The sequence below is a fragment of the Brevibacillus laterosporus DSM 25 genome (genome assembly GCF_002706795.1).
Classification (GTDB): domain Bacteria; phylum Bacillota; class Bacilli; order Brevibacillales; family Brevibacillaceae; genus Brevibacillus_B; species Brevibacillus_B laterosporus.
The window spans coordinates 4,233,662-4,251,415 of sequence record NZ_CP017705.1; the positions used below are offsets into that span (position 1 = coordinate 4,233,662).

At 39.4% G+C, this 17,754-nt stretch carries 22 protein-coding genes and 1 tRNA gene; 17 read left to right on the forward strand and 6 right to left on the reverse strand.

Annotated features, from left to right (window positions below; genetic code table 11):
- Window positions 1–8: 8 nt before the first annotated feature.
- Window positions 9–1,043, forward strand: a complete 1,035-nt coding sequence (locus BrL25_RS20265) for an NAD(P)H-dependent glycerol-3-phosphate dehydrogenase (protein WP_018670144.1) — start codon at window positions 9–11, stop codon at window positions 1,041–1,043.
- 83 nt (window positions 1,044–1,126) lie between these two features.
- Window positions 1,127–1,390 carry a stage VI sporulation protein F gene (locus BrL25_RS20270; protein WP_018670143.1) on the forward strand — a complete coding sequence of 88 codons (264 nt, stop codon included), beginning with the start codon at window positions 1,127–1,129 and terminating at the stop codon, window positions 1,388–1,390.
- Between the two features lie 131 nt (window positions 1,391–1,521).
- Here the strand turns inward: BrL25_RS20270 and BrL25_RS20275 are convergent, their stop codons facing one another.
- Window positions 1,522–2,088, reverse strand: coding sequence for a hypothetical protein (locus tag BrL25_RS20275; RefSeq protein ID WP_018670142.1), 567 nt, complete (start codon window positions 2,086–2,088; stop codon window positions 1,522–1,524).
- A 179-nt stretch (window positions 2,089–2,267) separates the two neighbouring features.
- On the opposite strand from BrL25_RS20275, the gene BrL25_RS20280 reads away from it, so the two are divergent.
- The 7 genes from BrL25_RS20280 (at window position 2,268) to folE (ending at window position 7,140) form a co-directional block, all read left to right on the forward strand.
- Window positions 2,268–2,402: a DUF2768 family protein gene (locus BrL25_RS20280; protein WP_231929042.1), complete on the forward strand. Its 135-nt coding sequence runs from the start codon at window positions 2,268–2,270 to the stop codon at window positions 2,400–2,402.
- Window positions 2,403–2,413: 11 nt separating this feature from the next.
- Window positions 2,414–2,713 carry a 2Fe-2S iron-sulfur cluster-binding protein gene (locus BrL25_RS20285; protein ID WP_018670141.1) on the forward strand — a complete coding sequence of 100 codons (300 nt, stop codon included), beginning with the start codon at window positions 2,414–2,416 and terminating at the stop codon, window positions 2,711–2,713.
- A 15-nt stretch (window positions 2,714–2,728) separates the two neighbouring features.
- Window positions 2,729–3,073: a 2Fe-2S iron-sulfur cluster-binding protein gene (locus BrL25_RS20290; RefSeq protein WP_018670140.1), complete on the forward strand. Its 345-nt coding sequence runs from the start codon at window positions 2,729–2,731 to the stop codon at window positions 3,071–3,073.
- A 10-nt stretch (window positions 3,074–3,083) separates the two neighbouring features.
- On the forward strand, window positions 3,084–3,800 hold the full coding sequence (locus BrL25_RS20295; RefSeq protein ID WP_018670139.1) for a YphF family lipoprotein: 717 nt from the start codon (window positions 3,084–3,086) through the stop codon (window positions 3,798–3,800).
- A 208-nt stretch (window positions 3,801–4,008) separates the two neighbouring features.
- On the forward strand, window positions 4,009–5,487 hold the full coding sequence (gene spoIVA, locus BrL25_RS20300) for a stage IV sporulation protein A (RefSeq protein WP_026315015.1): 1,479 nt from the start codon (window positions 4,009–4,011) through the stop codon (window positions 5,485–5,487).
- 481 nt (window positions 5,488–5,968) lie between these two features.
- Window positions 5,969–6,241 (forward strand): HU family DNA-binding protein, encoded by a 273-nt coding sequence (locus BrL25_RS20310; RefSeq protein WP_003338529.1) that lies wholly within the window; start codon window positions 5,969–5,971, stop codon window positions 6,239–6,241.
- A gap of 332 nt (window positions 6,242–6,573) precedes the next feature.
- A complete protein-coding gene (gene folE, locus BrL25_RS20315) occupies window positions 6,574–7,140 on the forward strand; it encodes a GTP cyclohydrolase I FolE (protein WP_176452330.1) in 567 nt (188 codons plus the stop codon).
- Window positions 7,141–7,420: 280 nt separating this feature from the next.
- Here folE and BrL25_RS20320 read toward each other — a convergent pair whose 3' ends face one another.
- The 3 genes from BrL25_RS20320 to BrL25_RS20330 form a co-directional block, all read right to left on the reverse strand.
- On the reverse strand, window positions 7,421–7,828 hold the full coding sequence (locus BrL25_RS20320; protein ID WP_018670135.1) for a mannose-binding lectin: 408 nt from the start codon (window positions 7,826–7,828) through the stop codon (window positions 7,421–7,423).
- Window positions 7,829–8,219: 391 nt separating this feature from the next.
- Entirely contained in the window at window positions 8,220–8,621 is a 402-nt protein-coding gene (locus BrL25_RS20325) for a hypothetical protein (protein WP_018670134.1), read from the reverse strand.
- 458 nt (window positions 8,622–9,079) lie between these two features.
- Entirely contained in the window at window positions 9,080–10,159 is a 1,080-nt protein-coding gene (locus tag BrL25_RS20330; protein ID WP_018670133.1) for a hypothetical protein, read from the reverse strand.
- A 1,653-nt stretch (window positions 10,160–11,812) separates the two neighbouring features.
- Between BrL25_RS20330 and BrL25_RS20335 the strand changes: the two genes are divergently transcribed.
- Window positions 11,813–12,124, forward strand: coding sequence for a phBC6A51 family helix-turn-helix protein (locus BrL25_RS20335; RefSeq protein WP_236847711.1), 312 nt, complete (start codon window positions 11,813–11,815; stop codon window positions 12,122–12,124).
- Window positions 12,125–12,225: 101 nt separating this feature from the next.
- Window positions 12,226–12,420, forward strand: coding sequence for a YolD-like family protein (locus BrL25_RS26580; RefSeq protein ID WP_081621579.1), 195 nt, complete (start codon window positions 12,226–12,228; stop codon window positions 12,418–12,420).
- Here the strand turns inward: BrL25_RS26580 and BrL25_RS24935 are convergent.
- Complete coding sequence (locus BrL25_RS24935; protein WP_018670129.1) at window positions 12,357–12,878, reverse strand: hypothetical protein; 522 nt, start codon at window positions 12,876–12,878, stop codon at window positions 12,357–12,359. The two genes, BrL25_RS26580 and BrL25_RS24935, sit on opposite strands and share 64 nt — an antisense overlap.
- A 482-nt stretch (window positions 12,879–13,360) precedes the next feature.
- On the opposite strand from BrL25_RS24935, the gene BrL25_RS20345 reads away from it, so the two are divergent.
- Window positions 13,361–13,437: transfer RNA gene (locus BrL25_RS20345), tRNA-Pro, on the forward strand.
- Window positions 13,438–13,793: 356 nt separating this feature from the next.
- On the opposite strand, the gene BrL25_RS20350 is transcribed toward BrL25_RS20345, so the two are convergent.
- The gene (locus tag BrL25_RS20350) at window positions 13,794–14,039 is read right to left on the reverse strand and encodes a DUF2651 family protein (RefSeq protein ID WP_018670128.1); all 246 of its coding nucleotides are present in this window, start codon (window positions 14,037–14,039) and stop codon (window positions 13,794–13,796) included.
- A 195-nt stretch (window positions 14,040–14,234) separates the two neighbouring features.
- On the opposite strand from BrL25_RS20350, the gene BrL25_RS20355 reads away from it, so the two are divergent.
- From BrL25_RS20355 to BrL25_RS20375, 5 genes are all read left to right on the forward strand, one after another.
- Complete coding sequence (locus BrL25_RS20355) at window positions 14,235–14,972, forward strand: lytic transglycosylase domain-containing protein (protein WP_018670127.1); 738 nt, start codon at window positions 14,235–14,237, stop codon at window positions 14,970–14,972.
- Between the two features lie 44 nt (window positions 14,973–15,016).
- Window positions 15,017–15,256: a trp RNA-binding attenuation protein MtrB gene (gene mtrB, locus BrL25_RS20360; RefSeq protein WP_018670126.1), complete on the forward strand. Its 240-nt coding sequence runs from the start codon at window positions 15,017–15,019 to the stop codon at window positions 15,254–15,256.
- 290 nt (window positions 15,257–15,546) lie between these two features.
- Window positions 15,547–16,020, forward strand: a complete 474-nt coding sequence (locus tag BrL25_RS20365) for a PTS sugar transporter subunit IIA (RefSeq protein WP_018670124.1) — start codon at window positions 15,547–15,549, stop codon at window positions 16,018–16,020.
- Window positions 16,021–16,038: 18 nt separating this feature from the next.
- Window positions 16,039–16,323, forward strand: a complete 285-nt coding sequence (locus BrL25_RS20370; protein WP_018670123.1) for a PTS sugar transporter subunit IIB — start codon at window positions 16,039–16,041, stop codon at window positions 16,321–16,323.
- A gap of 28 nt (window positions 16,324–16,351) precedes the next feature.
- Entirely contained in the window at window positions 16,352–17,695 is a 1,344-nt protein-coding gene (locus tag BrL25_RS20375) for a PTS galactitol transporter subunit IIC (protein WP_018670122.1), read from the forward strand.
- Window positions 17,696–17,754: the final 59 nt, after the last annotated feature.

The following is a 17,754-nucleotide window of genomic DNA, read 5'->3' on the forward strand; positions in this document are numbered from 1 at the left end:
AGGGAAGAATGTTGACCAAGCGCATAGCAGTGATTGGAGCAGGCAGTTGGGGTACCGCCCTAGCTTCAGTCTGTGCAGCGAATGATTTTCAGGTGACATTATGGGTTCGTGATCAAAAGAATGCACATGAAATCAACATAAACCATACCAACGAAAAATACTTATCAGGCATTACCTTGCCTGACACGATCGTGGCAGAAACGAACCTACAACAAGTTGTTACAGGGCAGACTGCCATTATTCTGGCATTGCCTTCAAAAGCGATGCGAGAGGTAGTAAAGCAAATATCTCCGTGGCTAAACTCAGATGTGACGATTATCCATGCAACGAAAGGCTTTGAGCTAGAGAGCTTAAAACGCATGTCAGAGGTGATCAGAGAAGAGGTACCTAAAGAGATTGGCGATCGCGTTGTTGTATTAACAGGACCAAGTCATGCTGAAGAAGTGATTCAAAAATCACCAACAACAGTCGTTGTAGCTTCTGAATGTGAAGAAAGCATGCTAAAAGCCCAAGATATATTGATGAATTCTTACTTCCGTGTCTATACAAACCCTGACATGATTGGTGCTGAAATTGCAGGTGCATTAAAAAATATTATTGCGCTCGGAGCAGGTCTTAGCGATGGATTAGGTTATGGGGACAATGCAAAAGCTGCATTGTTAACCCGTGGTTTGGCCGAAATAGGGCGTTTAGGCGTAAAATTGGGTGCTAATCCGTTAACGTTTGCGGGGCTTGCAGGAGTAGGAGACTTGGTGGTGACGTGTACCAGTAAGCACAGTCGTAACTGGCGAGCTGGCTATATGCTGGGTCAAGGAAAAAATCTTGATGAAGTACTTGCTCATATGGGAATGGTTGTCGAAGGTGTGCGCACCACTAAGGCTGCAAAAGCACTAGCTGAGAGAGAAGGCGTAGACATGCCAATTACCAAGGTGTTTTTTCAGGTCTTCTTTGGAGACTGTTCCCCACGTCAGGCGGTAGAAGAGCTGATGGGGCGAGGACGTAGACTTGAACTAGAAGATATCGTTCGCTATAAAGATAAATAGGCATTACACCATTTTTGCTCCTGCTTCATACTCTAAAGAGAGTACCCATTGTTATGAATGGGACGTATGAGGAGGAGTTACACATGAATAAGCGTATATCTAGAAGTTTGTTGAGCAAGTTAACGGGCAAGACTAACGTTGATCAATCACAGTTGTTTCAACTCGCTAGTTCTTTTAATAAAGAGGATATACAAGACGAGAAGAAGCTACGTCAGCTAATCAAAATGGTTTCCATGATGAGTGGAGTAGCAATTAGTCCAGAAAAGGAAGAAGAGATTATGGGAATGGTTCAAAATGGTTCCTTTAATCCGGATGATCTCTCTGGCATGCTTGATAAAATGAAATAGGCCCCTTTTACTCATAAATGGGCCATTGCGTCAGTTCCCAGCCTTCTACAATCACATAGAGTAAAATAGGAACAATCATGGCTCTACAGGGACATGGCTGCTCTATCCAATTAAGAAAAAAAGAGGGGATATTACCCCTCTTTTTTTCGTTTACCAGAATCGTTCGATGATTGAGTTAGAAGACTTTGCACTAACGGTGATTGCAACAAGCCCAACAATTGTCCGATGTCTAGTCCGCTAAAAGGGTTTGACGTATTTTCCTGAACAGGGGCTTCCTCTTCAATCTCCTCCTCGTCCTCAAAAAGGAAGGCAGACTCATGTTGTTGTTTTTTCTGAGGAGGTATTTCACTCGCTGTTTTTACGTTCTCTGTTTTATTTACCTTCTTGAATGAATCCAACATCTCCATCGCACCAAAGATCGATTCCATTGTATCTTCCATTTGGCGAATTGTTGTACTAATTCCTTTAATGTTACTTCTCACCTTGGTGACAGAAGTACGCAGGTCAAGATTACTGAGGATGTCTAGAGATGGCAGCTTTGATAAGAGCCCCTTTTTCTGAGAAATTTCTTTCACTACAGGTTCTTGTACAGCAATATTTACATTTCCTTTTGCTTTTGCTTTGGCTTTATTGGCACTCGGACGAGAAGGTTTTTTATTAATGGTGACGTAAGGATTTCGCCATTTTCGCTTACTCATGTAGCTCCCTCCAAATGGGCGTGGATTATCTCAATATCATATGCCACTGCTCTTAAATAGGTTCGTGCCCCGGATAATTATGCTATAATCAGGCTAAAAAGAAAAAGTAAAGGACGCAGAAGAATATGTACATTGACCCCATGACTAAAATGAATATTTCGCTTCTTGCGATTTTTCTTATGTTTGTGTGCAATTTACTCTTGTTATTCTCACGGAAAAAAGCGGGGACATTCCTAGGTATTATTCTTAAAATCTTGGCATTTCTCATGCTGTTGATTGTGTTTGGTATGATTTTAATCGTATTGCTAGTCTAGGAGATGATAGAATGAAAGAGTTGACATTAATTACTAAGCTGGGGACCACTCATGATGTAATAATCGAAAAAAATATGACTGTTGTAAAATTGGCAAAAAAAAATAAAATTCAATGGGGTCATGCATGCGAACGAGGTATCTGCGCACAATGCCGCACCAAAGTTTTGGAGGGGGCAGAATTTCTTAATGAGGTCACAACAGAAGAGAAGCTACGTCTGAAAAAAGCAGAGCGTCAGGAGCATTATCGTTTGGGGTGCCAAATCCAAGTGCACGAAGAGGGAGCCATTCGGTTGTGGCATGTCCCATACTAAAGTGAGGGAGCAAGAATGCCAAAAGTAACATTTTTTCCAAGTAAAAAAACCATAAAAGCTCGTCCTGGACAAACAGTTCTGCAGCTCTCCCGAGTAGCTCGTGTAGCTATACCTACCCGTTGTGATGGAAATGCAGCTTGTTTGTTATGCAAAGTAACGATTGAGAAGGGCACAGTCTCATCATTATCAGCTAGTGAAGAACGTAAACTATCAGAGCGTGATCGAGCGAGGGGAATACGTTTAGCTTGTCAAGCACGTGTGCTTGAAGAAGACCTTATTGTTCGTGTTCCTGAGTCCAGATTGAAATCAGTTGTGGAGAAAGCCTTGGAGCGTCAACGCCTCGAGGAGGAAGAATGGTAGGAGGAACAGCATGATTCAGAAGAAGGTTCAATTATTCACTCTTTTACTGTTGGTATCAAGTTTCGTAAGCGGTTGCTTATACCCAGCAGATCGGAAATCGGAGAATCAGGTGCCCCATCCGATGTATGTAGAACAAACACAAAAGGCAGTAGAGCAACTTCAAGAACAATCTGGTATTTTACCTATTGTCACTAAGGATGCGTCAACGCCTTATTTTGAAAAGTATGAAGTGGATTTTACTAAGTTGGTCCCAAAGTACTTACCTGATGCCCCAGCTAATGCTTTTGAAAAAGGAGGAAACTTTAAATACGTTTTGGTTGATGTGGAAGAGAAGCCACAGGTAAAACTCATCAATTTACCTACAGTTAGCACGGTAGCAGATGTGCAACAAGCTGTCATTCGCTATCAAATTTCTAATGATAAGCTACCTATTAAGGAGCACATTAGCAATGGGTATTTTTCAATTCGCTATGATCTTATAGGCATGAAGGAGCCCGTGATTAGTAGTCCGTATACACAAAATACTCTCTCATTAATTATGAATGCTAAAGGTGAAGTAGGGATTGATTACGCCATTGATATCGCTACGCTATTACGTGAAAAGAAATGGAATGTACCAAAGGGAACAGATCCACGCTATGTATTAGCACGGGAAACATTTTTTGTGCCTGTGAAATCCTTTCCGTACAAACTGGTTAATCATGAACCTGAATTGTTAAAATTATAACTAAATAGTAGGAAATAAACGGGAATAATGAAATGGGCGTCTGCATATTGCAGGCGTCTTTTTTTAGTTCTAAAAATAGTATCTATTCATATATTGATACTGTCCACAACACTTGTACAAAAAAGATTATATAAAATATTCGAAATCAGGGATAAATGAGAAAAAGAGCCATAGATTTAAATAGACAATCACAAGGAGGTTTTCGATGGTGGAACGAATCGATATCTTTAAAGACATAGCAGAGCGTACGGGCGGTGATATTTATCTTGGGATTGTGGGTCCTGTCCGTACTGGTAAGTCAACGTTTATCAAACGTTTTATGGAGCAAGCGGTCATTCCTAATATTCCATCCGAGGCAGATCGTATTCGTGCCACGGATGAACTACCGCAGAGTGCTTCTGGCAAAACCATCATGACGACCGAGCCTAAATTTGTTCCAAACCAAGCTGTACAAATAAACGTAACAGAAGGCCTTAATATAAATGTACGCCTTGTGGATTGCGTAGGATATACGGTAGCTGGAGCAAAAGGGTTTGAGGATGAAAATGGGCCTCGTATGGTCAATACACCTTGGTATGAAGAACCAGTCCCGTTTGAAGAGGCTGCGGAAGTAGGAACGCGGAAAGTCATCCAGGAGCATTCCACCATCGGAATTGTTGTTACCACAGATGGTAGCATTGCTGAAATACCTCGTGAAGGCTATGTGAATGCAGAAGAACGAGTAGTAGCTGAATTGAAGGAAGTAGGCAAGCCTTTCGTCATCTTAATTAATTCAACCCGCCCTCGCTCTGACGAAACACAAGCATTACGCCTTGAACTTCAAGAAAAGTATGATGTTCCGGTTGTGGCTCTCTCTGTTGATTCAATGTCAGAGTCGGAAGTTCTCTTGATCTTAAAAGAAGTATTATTTGAATTCCCCGTGCATGAGGTAAACGTAAATCTGCCAAGCTGGGTCATGGTACTTGAGAGCGGCCATTGGTTGCGCCAAAACTATGAAGAAGCAGTTGGTGAGACCGTTAAAGATATTCGTCGTCTACGCGATGTGGACCGTGTAGTAGGACAATTTAATGAGTATGAGTTTATTGAAAAAGCCGCATTAGCCGGTATGGATATGGGACACGGTGTCGCAGAGATTGATTTAATAGCCCCTGATCATCTGTACGATCAAATCCTGATGGAAATCGTTGGCGAGGAAATCAGTGGCAAGGATCATTTACTACGAATTATGCAAGAATTTGCCCATGCAAAACGCGAATACGATCAGGTAGCAGAGGCACTGCATATGGTACGTTCCACGGGCTATGGAATTGCGGCCCCATCCCTGCATGAAATGACTTTGGATGAGCCAGAGATGATTCGGCAAGGACCACGCTTCGGTGTGCGTCTAAAAGCTACAGCACCATCTATTCACATGATTCGTGTTGATGTGGAATCTGAGTTTGCACCGATTATTGGTACTGAGAAACAGAGCGAAGAATTGGTGCGATACCTGATGCAAGACTTTGATAAAGATCCGTTGGCTATTTGGAACTCTGATATTTTTGGTCGATCTCTACATTCCATTGTACGTGAAGGTATCCAGGCCAAGATTTTGATGATGCCTGATAATGCTCGCTATAAATTGCAAGAGACTCTTGGACGCATTATTAACGAAGGTTCAGGGGGCCTCATTGCCATCATCTTATAAAGGTGAATTCACTAAATAAAACCCTGTTTCTTTCTTTGTAGGACCAAAAGGAAGAGAACAGGGTTTTTTGTTATGGAAGAGAAGAAAATATAAAATGACATATAGAAGGAATACACCCGCTCCATCAAACAAAACTGGGCAGTATAATAAAGCTTCCCCCTTGCATAGAAGTGAGCGAGATAGAGATTCCTATAAACAGTTTTTTGATTTTGATTGAAAAAGAAACACATTTTTTCATTTATGAAAAGATGAGTAATGAATGTTTTTTTAGGCATTAAAGTGGTTTTTTTACGAGTGTTCTCCTGCTAGAGAACTGTTTTTCGCATTTCAAGTGGAAAAGTCTTGTAAAAATAAAATCTCTGTATTACTATAAGCTTGTCAGAAGGCATAATTACGCCATTCTGCGTATAAAATTAGCTGAATCTGTTAAGACATGTAATACCATACATGCAACTCCAAGTTTTGAGGGGAGGTGAACGTAATGAATAAAACAGAACTCATTGCAAAGGTAGCTGAAACGTCTGAACTAACTAAGAAAGATGCTACAAAAGCAGTTGACGCTGTTCTTGATGCGATTTCTGATGCGCTAAAAGAGGGAGACAAAGTTCAACTAATCGGCTTTGGAAACTTCGAAGTGCGCGAACGTGCTGCTCGTAAAGGCCGCAACCCACAAACAGGGGAAGAGATCGAGATCGCTTCCAGTAAGATTCCTGCCTTCAAACCTGGTAAACAGCTGAAGGATTCAATCAAATAGATTGAAGCTCCAAGATCTTACATATAAAAGGTCCCCAAGAGAAGTAGCGGGTTATTAGCTAACTTCTTTTAGGGGGCCTTTTTTGGTGATTACAACAAATAGAAAAAGCATCTCATTTTTTCGCATTGTAATCCAGATACTAGTAGAGTCAGGGACTCGTCATTGTAGCGTTTTCTCTCCTCTAATCTGTAAAATCTTATCATAAAGGATGAAAAAGCAATCTAATTAGGATATAGTAATAAGTAAGTTTCTACACATTAGTGTTTTGTATTTTTATATAGGGTATGATAAAATTGGCTTGTTCTTGTTGCGAAGGGTTTGAGGAGGCTGTCATTATGAATGTAGATCACGAAAAAATAAAACAAGCTGTTCGAATGATCCTAGAAGCTGTCGGTGAAAATCCAGACCGCGAAGGCTTATTGGATACACCAAAACGTGTAGCAAAAATGTACGCAGAAGCCTTTGAAGGCATGAATGTTGACGAAGAGACTTACTTCGAAACCATATTCAGCGAAGATCATGAAGAAATTGTACTTGTTAAAGATATTCCTTTTTATTCTATGTGTGAACATCACTTGGTACCATTTTTTGGGAAAGCGCATGTAGCTTATATACCAAAAGGTGGACGAGTTGTAGGTTTGAGCAAATTAGCACGAGCTGTGGAAACTGTAGCACGTCGTCCACAATTGCAAGAACGTATTACTTCCACTGTGGCTAACGCGATTATGAAGAAACTAGAGCCACATGGTGTTATGGTGATGGTAGAAGCAGAGCATATGTGCATGACGATGCGCGGTGTGAAAAAGCCTGGCTCTTCTACTGTAACTACAGCTGTTCGTGGAGTATTTGAAAAAGATGCTAATGCACGTGCAGAGGTTTTACAATACATCAAAGCTTAGTGTCCTGTCGCGAAGAGCGAGCCGATTTTACTTCCTATGATAACAAGAAAGTGAAAACCCGCGCTTTCCTTTGAAAGGCGGGTTTTAGTGTATTATCACGAACCACTTTTAATATGATATCAATGCAAAGCTAAAGCCCACAAATCCTTATTTATAGGAATCGTGGGCTTTTTTCATAACTCAAATTCATTAAGATATAGTCATTATTTAATAGCAAAATAGATTGATTGACATAAATGGAAAAGCACCTCCCTAAATGGAGGTGCGCTTTTAAAGAAAACTAGTTTGTACCTGTCCACCAAATAGCTTTTTGAGCTAAGTATATAACCACGTTACCATCGTTTTGAACAACCAATCTAGCTCCGGGATTATTGTGGGTTCCGGAATGCCAGATTGCATTAGGGTATCCGTATATTACTAGATTGCCGTCTCCTTGCATAATTACGTTACTAGCAGCGTGACCATGTGTGTTAGAGGACCATAAAGCTCTACCTCTTCCGTAAAGTACGAAATTTCCATCATCTTGCAAGACCAATTGATACTCACCATTTGTTGACTTTAGATATTGTCCTTTGACAAGTTTTTCACCCGGATCTAGGTGGTCTTCTCCTGAAGCCGCGAAGGCTGGGATGCTTAATAGCAGCATCATGGCAAAGAGAAAAAATGAAGCAGTAACTTTTTTTACCACATGAACACTTCCTTTCATATGAAATGCTGTTACGTGGAAATAATATCATATATTTCTAAAAATTACCAATATAATTTTTATTAATAAATGATTTACTAAGATATTCCTTTTGCCGAGTGACTTTTATTCAGGTAGTTTTTTTGTAACTCTAATTTTACGATATATTTATGCTAAAGATAGAATAAAAGAAACGATAAGCAGTAGAGTGGATGGAATAAATCAGGATGAGTTTCATAGATTCCTATTTGTCACACAATGGACGAGTATTGCCGCTTGCTACGAAGGCGATGGAGATGGATCGAATGCTCAACGCTTTGGTAGGATCACTCATTGTGAATAATTGATGGATCGAAATTAAAAAAACACCGCCTATAAAGGCAGTGTGCGAGAACTACTGGCCCGTACCAGTGGACCATAGGGCTATTTGATCTTTGTAAATGACTACATTCCCATCGTCTTGAACGATTAAGTATGCGCCTGGATTATGAGTTCCGCTACTCCAAAGTACAACAGGGTAAGTCCAAATTGTAAGAGCACCGTTTTTATCCATGACTACGGCCCAAGCAGCGTAAGTGTTGGAAGACCACAATGTTGTGCCTCTTCCTTTAAGTACAAGATTCCCGTCCTTTTGGAAGACCAATTTATACAGCCCATTATTAGACACTAGCTGGTGTCCCCTATTCATTCCTTCACCAGGATTGAGCCGATTTTCTCCCGGAGCAGCAAAGGCAGGTAGACTGTAGAAAAGCATCATGGTTAAAAGGAAGAAGGATAGAGAAAATTTTCTTAACACACTAGCACCTCCTTCTATATTAATTTAATATATTGTTAATGATACCATATTTTACTAATATTACCATATTAAAATTGTGTGTAAATTAAAATAACTAAATTGAGCAGATAAATAGAATTGACGAGGAACAGGCCGCCTCTATGTCGAAAGTGGTAGGATGATGGAATAAAAAACTGACGCCTAAATTCAGTAGTCGTCAGTTAAGGTCATTTCGATATTCTAGAAATTACGATCACAAAATATAACTTTACTATTACTTATATTTTTTATGTGTCTGAACAGCCAAGAAAAGAAGCACGATATTAATTAAATAAAATATGCTTTGGGTTTCTGTGGGATGATGATTTCTTTCTAAACTACTCACAAAAATATAAAGATAAGAATTAATAGTAAAGATCATCAAACATAGTACAAATATAAGTATTTTCAAAATTTACCTCCAGAAAAATATAAAGTGTTTATTCTTTAGTCGTAAGTCTTAATCTGTCGTCTTTATAGAAATATTTCACATTATATTTATGTTGTAAGTCAGCAGAATTTGAACCAGTACTATGAGTCAGCCAAAATTCATCCCATACTTGGAGGTTAACAGAATTCCAATCAGCCCCTTTATCAATGTATGCTCCTTGTGAGAATTGAAAACCTTTTCGGAAGGAAGCAAAATTATAGGGGTGCATTGTCCACACAGCGTGATTATTTAACATGGAAAACTCATGTTTCAGAGTCAAACCTGTAATGAAATCAGCTGACAAAGTAATATATTTATTAATAGCTATAGACATATCACTTTCTCCTTTTATGTTCTGAGGCTGTGGTTTATGCATCAGTCCATCATATCTAGCTATCCATTGGGTTTTAAATGTCCATGGTATAATTCTGTTATTCCCTTTAGTCGGGCCCAGATACTCATGATCAGCTTGCATAAATGTATAAACATTTGAACCTGAACGTGGAGCTTCATATACTCTATATATGGTTAACCAATAAGAATCATTAGTAGACCAAGTATGATTTACTTTAAGTGCTGAAGCTTTTGGTTCATAGGTTCCCATAGCAAACGGAACTAGACTATTAGGGGGATTATCTGTCTTCTCTTTAGCATAATAATTATTTAAAGCAGCTTTAATTACTTTTTCAATGATATCTTGTTTATTCATATTTTTCGGCATTACCGTATCAATTGGACTTATGATATAAACAGGTATTTCTTTATCTCCATCTTGAATTAACCCGTACGCATCAATCTTAGAAGTAGGCTTTTCATCAACGTGTAAAGAAGGGTTTTCATTTGATTTAAAAGATTGAAACTTTTTCACTCCCTCATCTTCACTATCATAATAACTGTCTATAGTTTCCAGTGGAACTAGTTCAGTATCTATGAAGGCCACACCATTCTTTTTTAAAGCTTTTTCAAAATCTTTTTTTGTAGTATGTAACTCATATTCACTGTTCTTTGAATGGACGTCTGCGTTAGGAGAAAAGAAAGAACTAAATATAACAATTGACAAGGTTAAAGTAATTAAAAAATACTTTTTCAAAAAAACACCCTTTCTTATTTATAAAAGATGTAATCTATAATTACCTACCAAAAGTTCAATTGGGTAGCACCTTTATTTAAACAGCTAATTGGATTTGAGTCAATTATTGGAAATTAGGAAGGTAAGATTAGAATACTATTCCCTCAAATCTATCACTTTTTGATGGTGTTTTGTTGCTTAGACTGTCTTGGGCTCGTCTTTCTAAGTAAAAATACGCCGATCTCGTTTGAGAAGTGCGCGAGTCACAGTGGCTAGCGGTTATAGTGTCGATTACTTACGAGGAAAGCCGGATGACTGACGAAAGGAATTTGCAGACATTAGATCTGATTTAAACAATAGTTATAATTAGCGATGCATTCGGATCGGCAGTAAGCGTAAGGATCGTAAGTGTGGTGACAGTTGCGTAAGCAGTCATAATAATCTTGGGTACATATACCGCGGTTTACATCGTCACTCGATCGGTGCGGGTATGGGTACGGGTACGGCAAGAAATAAGGATCGTACGGATACGGATACCCGTCATACTGCACGTGTCGAATGGCTCTCTTATTACCCTTTCGTTTCATGTCTTCACTCCCTCATTAAAGTAACACGCCTTTTATAGTAAATGACTATATGTCCCGTCCTGAATAGACGGATCGACGGGGTGTTTTACCCAAATGTAGACGCGGCGCCGTTCTTTGGTTCCGCATTATTTCTATTGAAACGAAAGGAGGTCGCGTCAATGACGTTCACTATACCGATATGGGTCGTATAGCTTATCGGAGTACCAGTTGGATTAAGCGCGTTAGCAGGCGTTCTAATCTTGCGGAGCTTCCAACGGTCCATATAGATAAACAATGGAAAGGAGACGGTAAACACCGATGGTTAAACGATTAACAACCAAACAATTCGGCCGGTATTAACGTATGGGTAAATTGGTGTTAGTAGGAGAAGTAAATTTTGTTTTTATATGAAAGAAAATGAGCAAAAATCTATTTATAGTATGATTTGTATTTTTTAAAAAAATTTAGTACAATCAAGTCTCGTTTTACAAAAAATACCTAAATGGAGATGATTATTTTTGAAGAAAATTGTCTTATCGAGTGCTAAATCTAGTTGGCAAGATCAAAAAATCTTAGCCACTTTGCAGCATTAGGTTTTACTGGGTGGGCTGGTTCAAATTTACTTGATATTTTCCTACATGAAAGAAAGGTTAAACGCTCATTCAGAGACGCGTATGATTCGGAATGATACTATTAAATATCATGTTTAATAAATGGGTTATTCTTTTTTATATAACTTTTCTTGTACTTACACTTATTTTATTGATTTTTTATAACAATAAAAAATTACCAAGGATAAGAAAAATATTCAATTATATTAGTTCTTTTCTTCTTATTTACATTTCAATTGGTATAATTCTTTTCTTTTATAAAATTTTTTTTACCTATGATATTGTGAAATAAGAAAAGTGAACCTCGGATTTCTTCCGGGGTTTTTTTGCGTTAATCCCTTACTATGAAAATAAGCTTTATAACGATTGTGGTCGTCTTTACTTACCGAGAAAGCGTGAACGTTTTGAATGTTACAATGCATACTAGCGAAAGGAGAACGAAATCATGGCGAAAGGTTTACGAAAATTAGAAGCGAAATTAACACGCGAAGAAATCGATGCCCAATTACTCGCGGTCAACAACTTCTTATTGCAATCCAAATGATGGCGAACAAGGTCGCTTGACTCTCGACGAGATTTCGGAGCAGGCGAAGTATTCAGTTAGTGCGCTTTATAAATGGCGTCTTCACAATCGTGACTTTATTGCGTACGCGAATGAACTATCGGCAGACGTGTTTATGTCACACCTTCCGCACATCATGGAGAAACATTTGGACATGACAATTAAAGGGCAAGGCTCGATGAAAGGAATTGAGCTGTTTTATAAATTCGGCGGACTCTTATACGATCCACGTCGATCAAATCGTTGACATCATCGTACCACCTAACCTAGTCTTGATAGATTGGCTGTGGACGGAGGACGAGTTCTACTATACAAAAACGAACAAAGATTAACGACCTATTCGGCTCCATGCGACTTGTATTGCCGGAGCAACGCGAATGGTACCTTAAATACCGAAGAGAATTATCGTTAGTGTCAAAGCCTGACCTCGATCATGACGAAATCATGGCGATTAACTATAGACTAACGGAAAGTAAACGTTATAACATCGAATTAGCCGTCAAGTATGGCGCGAGGTATCCGAGAACGGAGGCGAGTTTCTGACGGTGAGGGGTGTAGCCAAGTTGTATGATACCGTTAAATATCCCTCGGAACTTATCGAACTGCTCAGGGGAATCTGCTTTTGTATGTACCCATCCAACTTTACCATCAGAGACGAGGACGATTTCTTCCACTGATTTTTCACTTTCTTTATCGCAAACAATAAGGACCGCGGTTGCTTTTTTGCCACCCATTTCGTGATCCACAGATTTAACAACCGTGGCATTATCATGTTTAGCTGATTTTGCTGACGGAGATTTCGTTGCCATTTCAAATATAGGACGCACTTCCGAAGTGATCTTTTCAGCTACAAATTTCTTTTTCAATTCCGTATCTTGCCCGTTTTGCATGACGGTTATATATTCGATAGCTGATTGTTCAGTAGAAGTAAGTGTTTTCTCTACGGACGGTGTGCTAGGTGCTTTTAACCGTTTTGGTGACGCCATTAACTTCAGTTCCATTATTAGACGTTCCAGAGTAACTAGATAGTATAAGACCTACTACAAATCCTACAACGGCTATTTTTCTCAATGTGGAATCCTCCCGTAATGCGAATTGTATAATAATTACATTTTAAGTTTATTAGTAAGAGTGTAATCACTAGATTAAAGACTTGTTATTCCACTTGATATAAATAGAAGCAACAGCCCCGGAAGGCTAGCGTAATTTTACTTCTTTAAGTCATAATCATGTCAGATAGCGTAATCAAACCGATGATGTGTACGATCTGACCGCGTTAAGATACCGAATAATTTAACCCGAAAAAGAAATATTGTACGTTTGAGAGTCATATAAACAGTAACGAGGGGTGCGCTATTAGGTATTGCGGGGGTGCGGGGCTGTATGATATACTTTGAATAATCGAACAATTAGGCGCGACTGTTAACAGGTGAAAAATCCCCGCTAAATCAACGCTTTACGAAGTTTATCCAAATTAAAACATCGGGATGTGGCGCAGCCAGGTAGCGCGCACCCTTGGGGTGGGTGAGGTCCAGGGTTCGAATCCCTGCATTCCGACCACTTAGAATCTAACACTTCTTCAGCATTACTATGCGAAGAGGTGTTTTTTAGAAAAGAAACTTTATGTATACGACTATCTACATTCGTCCTTCGCGGAAAACTATGATCCATTCGGAAGAGCTTGCAAATTTTTAGTAATGTAAAAAGGCCGCAAGAAGGCGGACAGGATAACTGGGCTAGACACATGTTGGTTCTATTCTGTAGGAAGCCAAATTACTCTGAAATTGCTCAAACTTTTTTATAAAGGTGTTATAGGGAAGAATCCATTTTGTTGCAAATTTTTTGCAAAATGGATTCTTTTCATTTAATACGCAACAGGTCGAAGGCTGATCATTCTTACGTTCAGTACAGACGAGTTATTTATTTCGTAGAAACACATGATACACCCAAGAAGTCATAAGAGAAACAAACAAGGATAGACCAGCATACACAACGGACCACATAAAAAATGTATCACCAAAATAAGTATAGGTTAAGATCGTAAAGAAAAGGAAAGTCCCAACAGGCATGACATAAAATCGTTTCCAGATTAGCGTACCAATAATCGTTAAAATCCCTACTGCTATTGGAAAATAAAATAAGACTAACAAAAACTCACTCACGTATCGCACCACTTCCTTACTAGATAAATTAGGAAAGAATGTACCTGTTCGGTTATACGCATACTTATCTAAAATGTTTCATCATTTTCGTTTTTTAAAAAATTCAAGTAAAGATTTTTCTCCGCACCCAGGTCTTTTTTCTCTTGGCTCTATGGAAAGCTTTCCCTTATAATAGAACATAAAAGACAGAGGAGAATGGATGATCTAATCGTGAAAATAGATAGTAATCAGTTCGTTAGGAACCTTGCATCTAATGGGCAATGGGCATCAGGTGATGTTAGTCAGGTAGCACAAATTCAAGAGCTATTGGATAATCAGGCGAATTCAAATGGACAAGATCCCTTGTTTTCGGATGTATTTGATAGTGAGTTGCAAAAATATCAACATGTAATCTCTAAAGAGCAGGTCCTAGCTGAGTTAGATGGGACGAAGCAGCAAGATAATTGGAATTCTTCAATGAACTATTCTTCAACCTCTCCTGACCTTTCCTTTAGTAGGGGCGAATCTATGACATGGAGCCGTCAGCAGATCGTGGATAAAATTGAGCAGGTGAGCAAACGTTTTGGCGTAAACTCTGACTTGGTCAAAGAGGTGGTACGAGCCGAGTCTAATTTTAATCCTGTTGTTACTTCTCATGCTGGAGCAAAAGGTCTCATGCAATTAATGGATGATACTGCTCGTAGTGTAGGGGTACGCAATTCTTATGATCCGGATCAAAATTTGACAGGCGGTACTCAATATCTGGGCAAATTACTCGACCGATATGATGGTAATGTAAAGGTTGCATTGGCTGCTTATAATGCAGGATCTGGTCGAGTCAGAAGGGCTGGAATTGAGACAGATGAAGATTTTGACCGTCTAGCAGCTAATCTTCCTCAAGAGACACAGCGTTATGTCGCCAAGATAACGACGAAATTGCAAGCGGAAGATTAGGTAGGGTATAGTAAAGAGAGAAATTCTCTTAGGGGGACAAAAAGATGGACCAACATCAACAACGAAGCAATGGCAACCAAGACTTTTTTGTTATTAAAGCAAAAGAAAATGGAGTACATGTGATCGGATTGACCCGTGGTACAGATACACGTTTTCACCATACAGAAAAACTAGATAAGGGCGAAGTAATGTTAGCCCAATTTACGGAGCATACATCTGCTATTAAGGTACGTGGTAAGGCGATTATTCAAACCAGACATGGAGTTATTGATACAGAGGAATAATGGTAGAAAATGTAGAAAAGAAAGTGACCATGGGTCGCTTTCTTTTCTTTTTCGGTATAAAAAGTGAAGAAAATGTTGTTGACGTTTGTTTGCGAGGATAGTATGATAAAGCTGTAAGGAACAAATGATAAAAGTAAGAACAAATGTAACAGGAAACAATGGAATAATTTGTGAAAAGAGCCACGGGCTAGATTTGTATGAATGTCATACGATCTGGCCCTTTTTGTATAGAAATGTTGGCTTTTTGCACAAAAAAGACAGAGACAGCTTAGATAGAAGGGAGAATCCACATGTCATTTTTTGAGATGGTGCAAACGGATCATTTGTTTATATTTCCAGATGAGACCCGTCAAGACGTTATCCTAGAAATCATGGCAAAATCGTTATGGAGTAAGGGCTTTGTGCATGAAAGTTATGTAAACGCTGTCAAGGATCGTGAAAAGCATTATCCCACTGGTTTAGAGTTGGCTGATGTACATGTGGCTATTCCACATACGGATGCGTGTCACGTTAAACAGCAAACCATTGCATTGGGTGTAGTGAAACAAGGTACAAAATTTCACTGTATGGCTGATGCAAGCAAAACGATTTCAGTCAAGCTTATTATCATGCTAGCGATTGAAAAAAGTGAGGCTCATTTGGAAATGTTGGAAGAGATTATGACGTTCATCCAGGATGCTTCACGCTTGGAGGCACTTAGTCAGGCTAGTACTCCGGTAGAATTTTTTTCAGTTATCCAGCCAGCTAACAGTTACAACCACTAATTTTAGGAGGAATTCATTATGGCAAAGAAAAAAGTTATGGTGATTTGTGGTACAGGGGTAGCAACTTCTACAGTGGTTATGCAGAAATTAAAAACGTTCTTCCAAGAAAAAGGATTAGAGGCTAATTTAGAGCAATCAAAAGTAAGCGATGTTTTAAATAAGGGTGATCAATACGACCTGATTATTTCCACTACAGCAGTACCAACTAATTTACAAGAAAAGGTGATTAACGCTGTTCCGTTGTTAACAGGAATCGGTAAAGAAAAAGTGTTTGCCGAAATTGAGAAACGGATGAACGAATAGCCATTTTACTGAGTTAGGGGATGAGGGAATGGAGTACTTACAAAAGATTGTTAATTTAGGGCCAACTGTCGTATTGCCCATTATCATCTTCATTTTTGCGATTCTCTTAAAAACGAAGCCCGGACAGGCGTTCCGGGCTGGACTCACTATCGGGATTGGATTTGTTGGGGTCAATCTGATTATTGGATTACTTAGCAGTTCACTTGGTCCTGCAGCTCAAGATATGGTCAAAAATCTAGGAGTGGAGCTAACGATTATCGATGTAGGCTGGCCAGCTAGTTCAGCCATTGCGTTTGGTACAACGATAGGAGCTCTTGCTATCCCGATTGGTCTTGGGGTCAACCTAGCAATGCTAGTATTCGGACTCACTAAGACATTAAATGTAGACGTATGGAACCTATGGCATATCGCATTTACTGGATCATTGGTGACAGTTATGACCGATAGTGTACCGATGGGTTTATTGACAGCGATTGTTCATGCAATCGTATTACTTGTACTAGCGGACATGTCTTCTAAGCATGTGTCTGAATTTTATGGTTATCAAGGAGTTACATTCCCGCATGGTACTTCTACTGCTTTTTATGTGATCGCCATGCCGCTCGAAAAATTATTTAATATGATTCCAGGGTTGCGTAGCTTAAAAGCTGACCCAGATTCCATTCAAAAACGGATGGGCGTGTTGGGTGAATCAACCGTACTAGGTCTTATTCTAGGTATTATTATCGGTCTTTTAGCTGGGTGGAGTGTGAAGGATGTCTTAACCCTTGGGGTAAATACAGCTGCTGTTATGCTCCTGTTACCTCGAATGGTAGCTGTTCTTATGGAAGGATTATTACCAGTATCGGAAGCGGCTTCGGAATTTGTTCGCAGTAAGTTCCCAGATCGTGAAGTAAATATTGGGATGGACTCTGCGCTCGCAGTAGGACATCCAGCCGCTATAGCCTCATCGTTAATTATGATCCCTATTGTTTTGGCATTGGCAGTACTGCTTCCTGGTAACAAGGTGTTACCTTTCGGAGATTTAGCAACCATTCCGTTTATTGTCTGCTTAATGGTTCCTGTGTTTAAAGGAAACGTGGTACGTACTGTTCTCGGGTCAACGATCGCTCTGGGACTGGGCTTATTATTAGCCACTTACGTATCTCCGCTTATTACTACTGCGGCAACTATGGCAGGGTTCAAATTCCCTGAGGGGGCTGCGGCAATCTCTTCCTTAGTGGATGGTGCGGTTCCTACGACAGCATTATTCGTTTTTGGTGCTAAGCTGGGGTACGTCGGTATCATTGGGATTGGTGCTATTGCCATAGGTACAGCTATTTATTTGAGACGACGGGACAAAAGAAAGATGCTACAACAACGCGAGATGTGATAAAAATAAAATAACGAAAGATCACTTGTTCCTTTAACGATTACAAGTAGGTATAACCA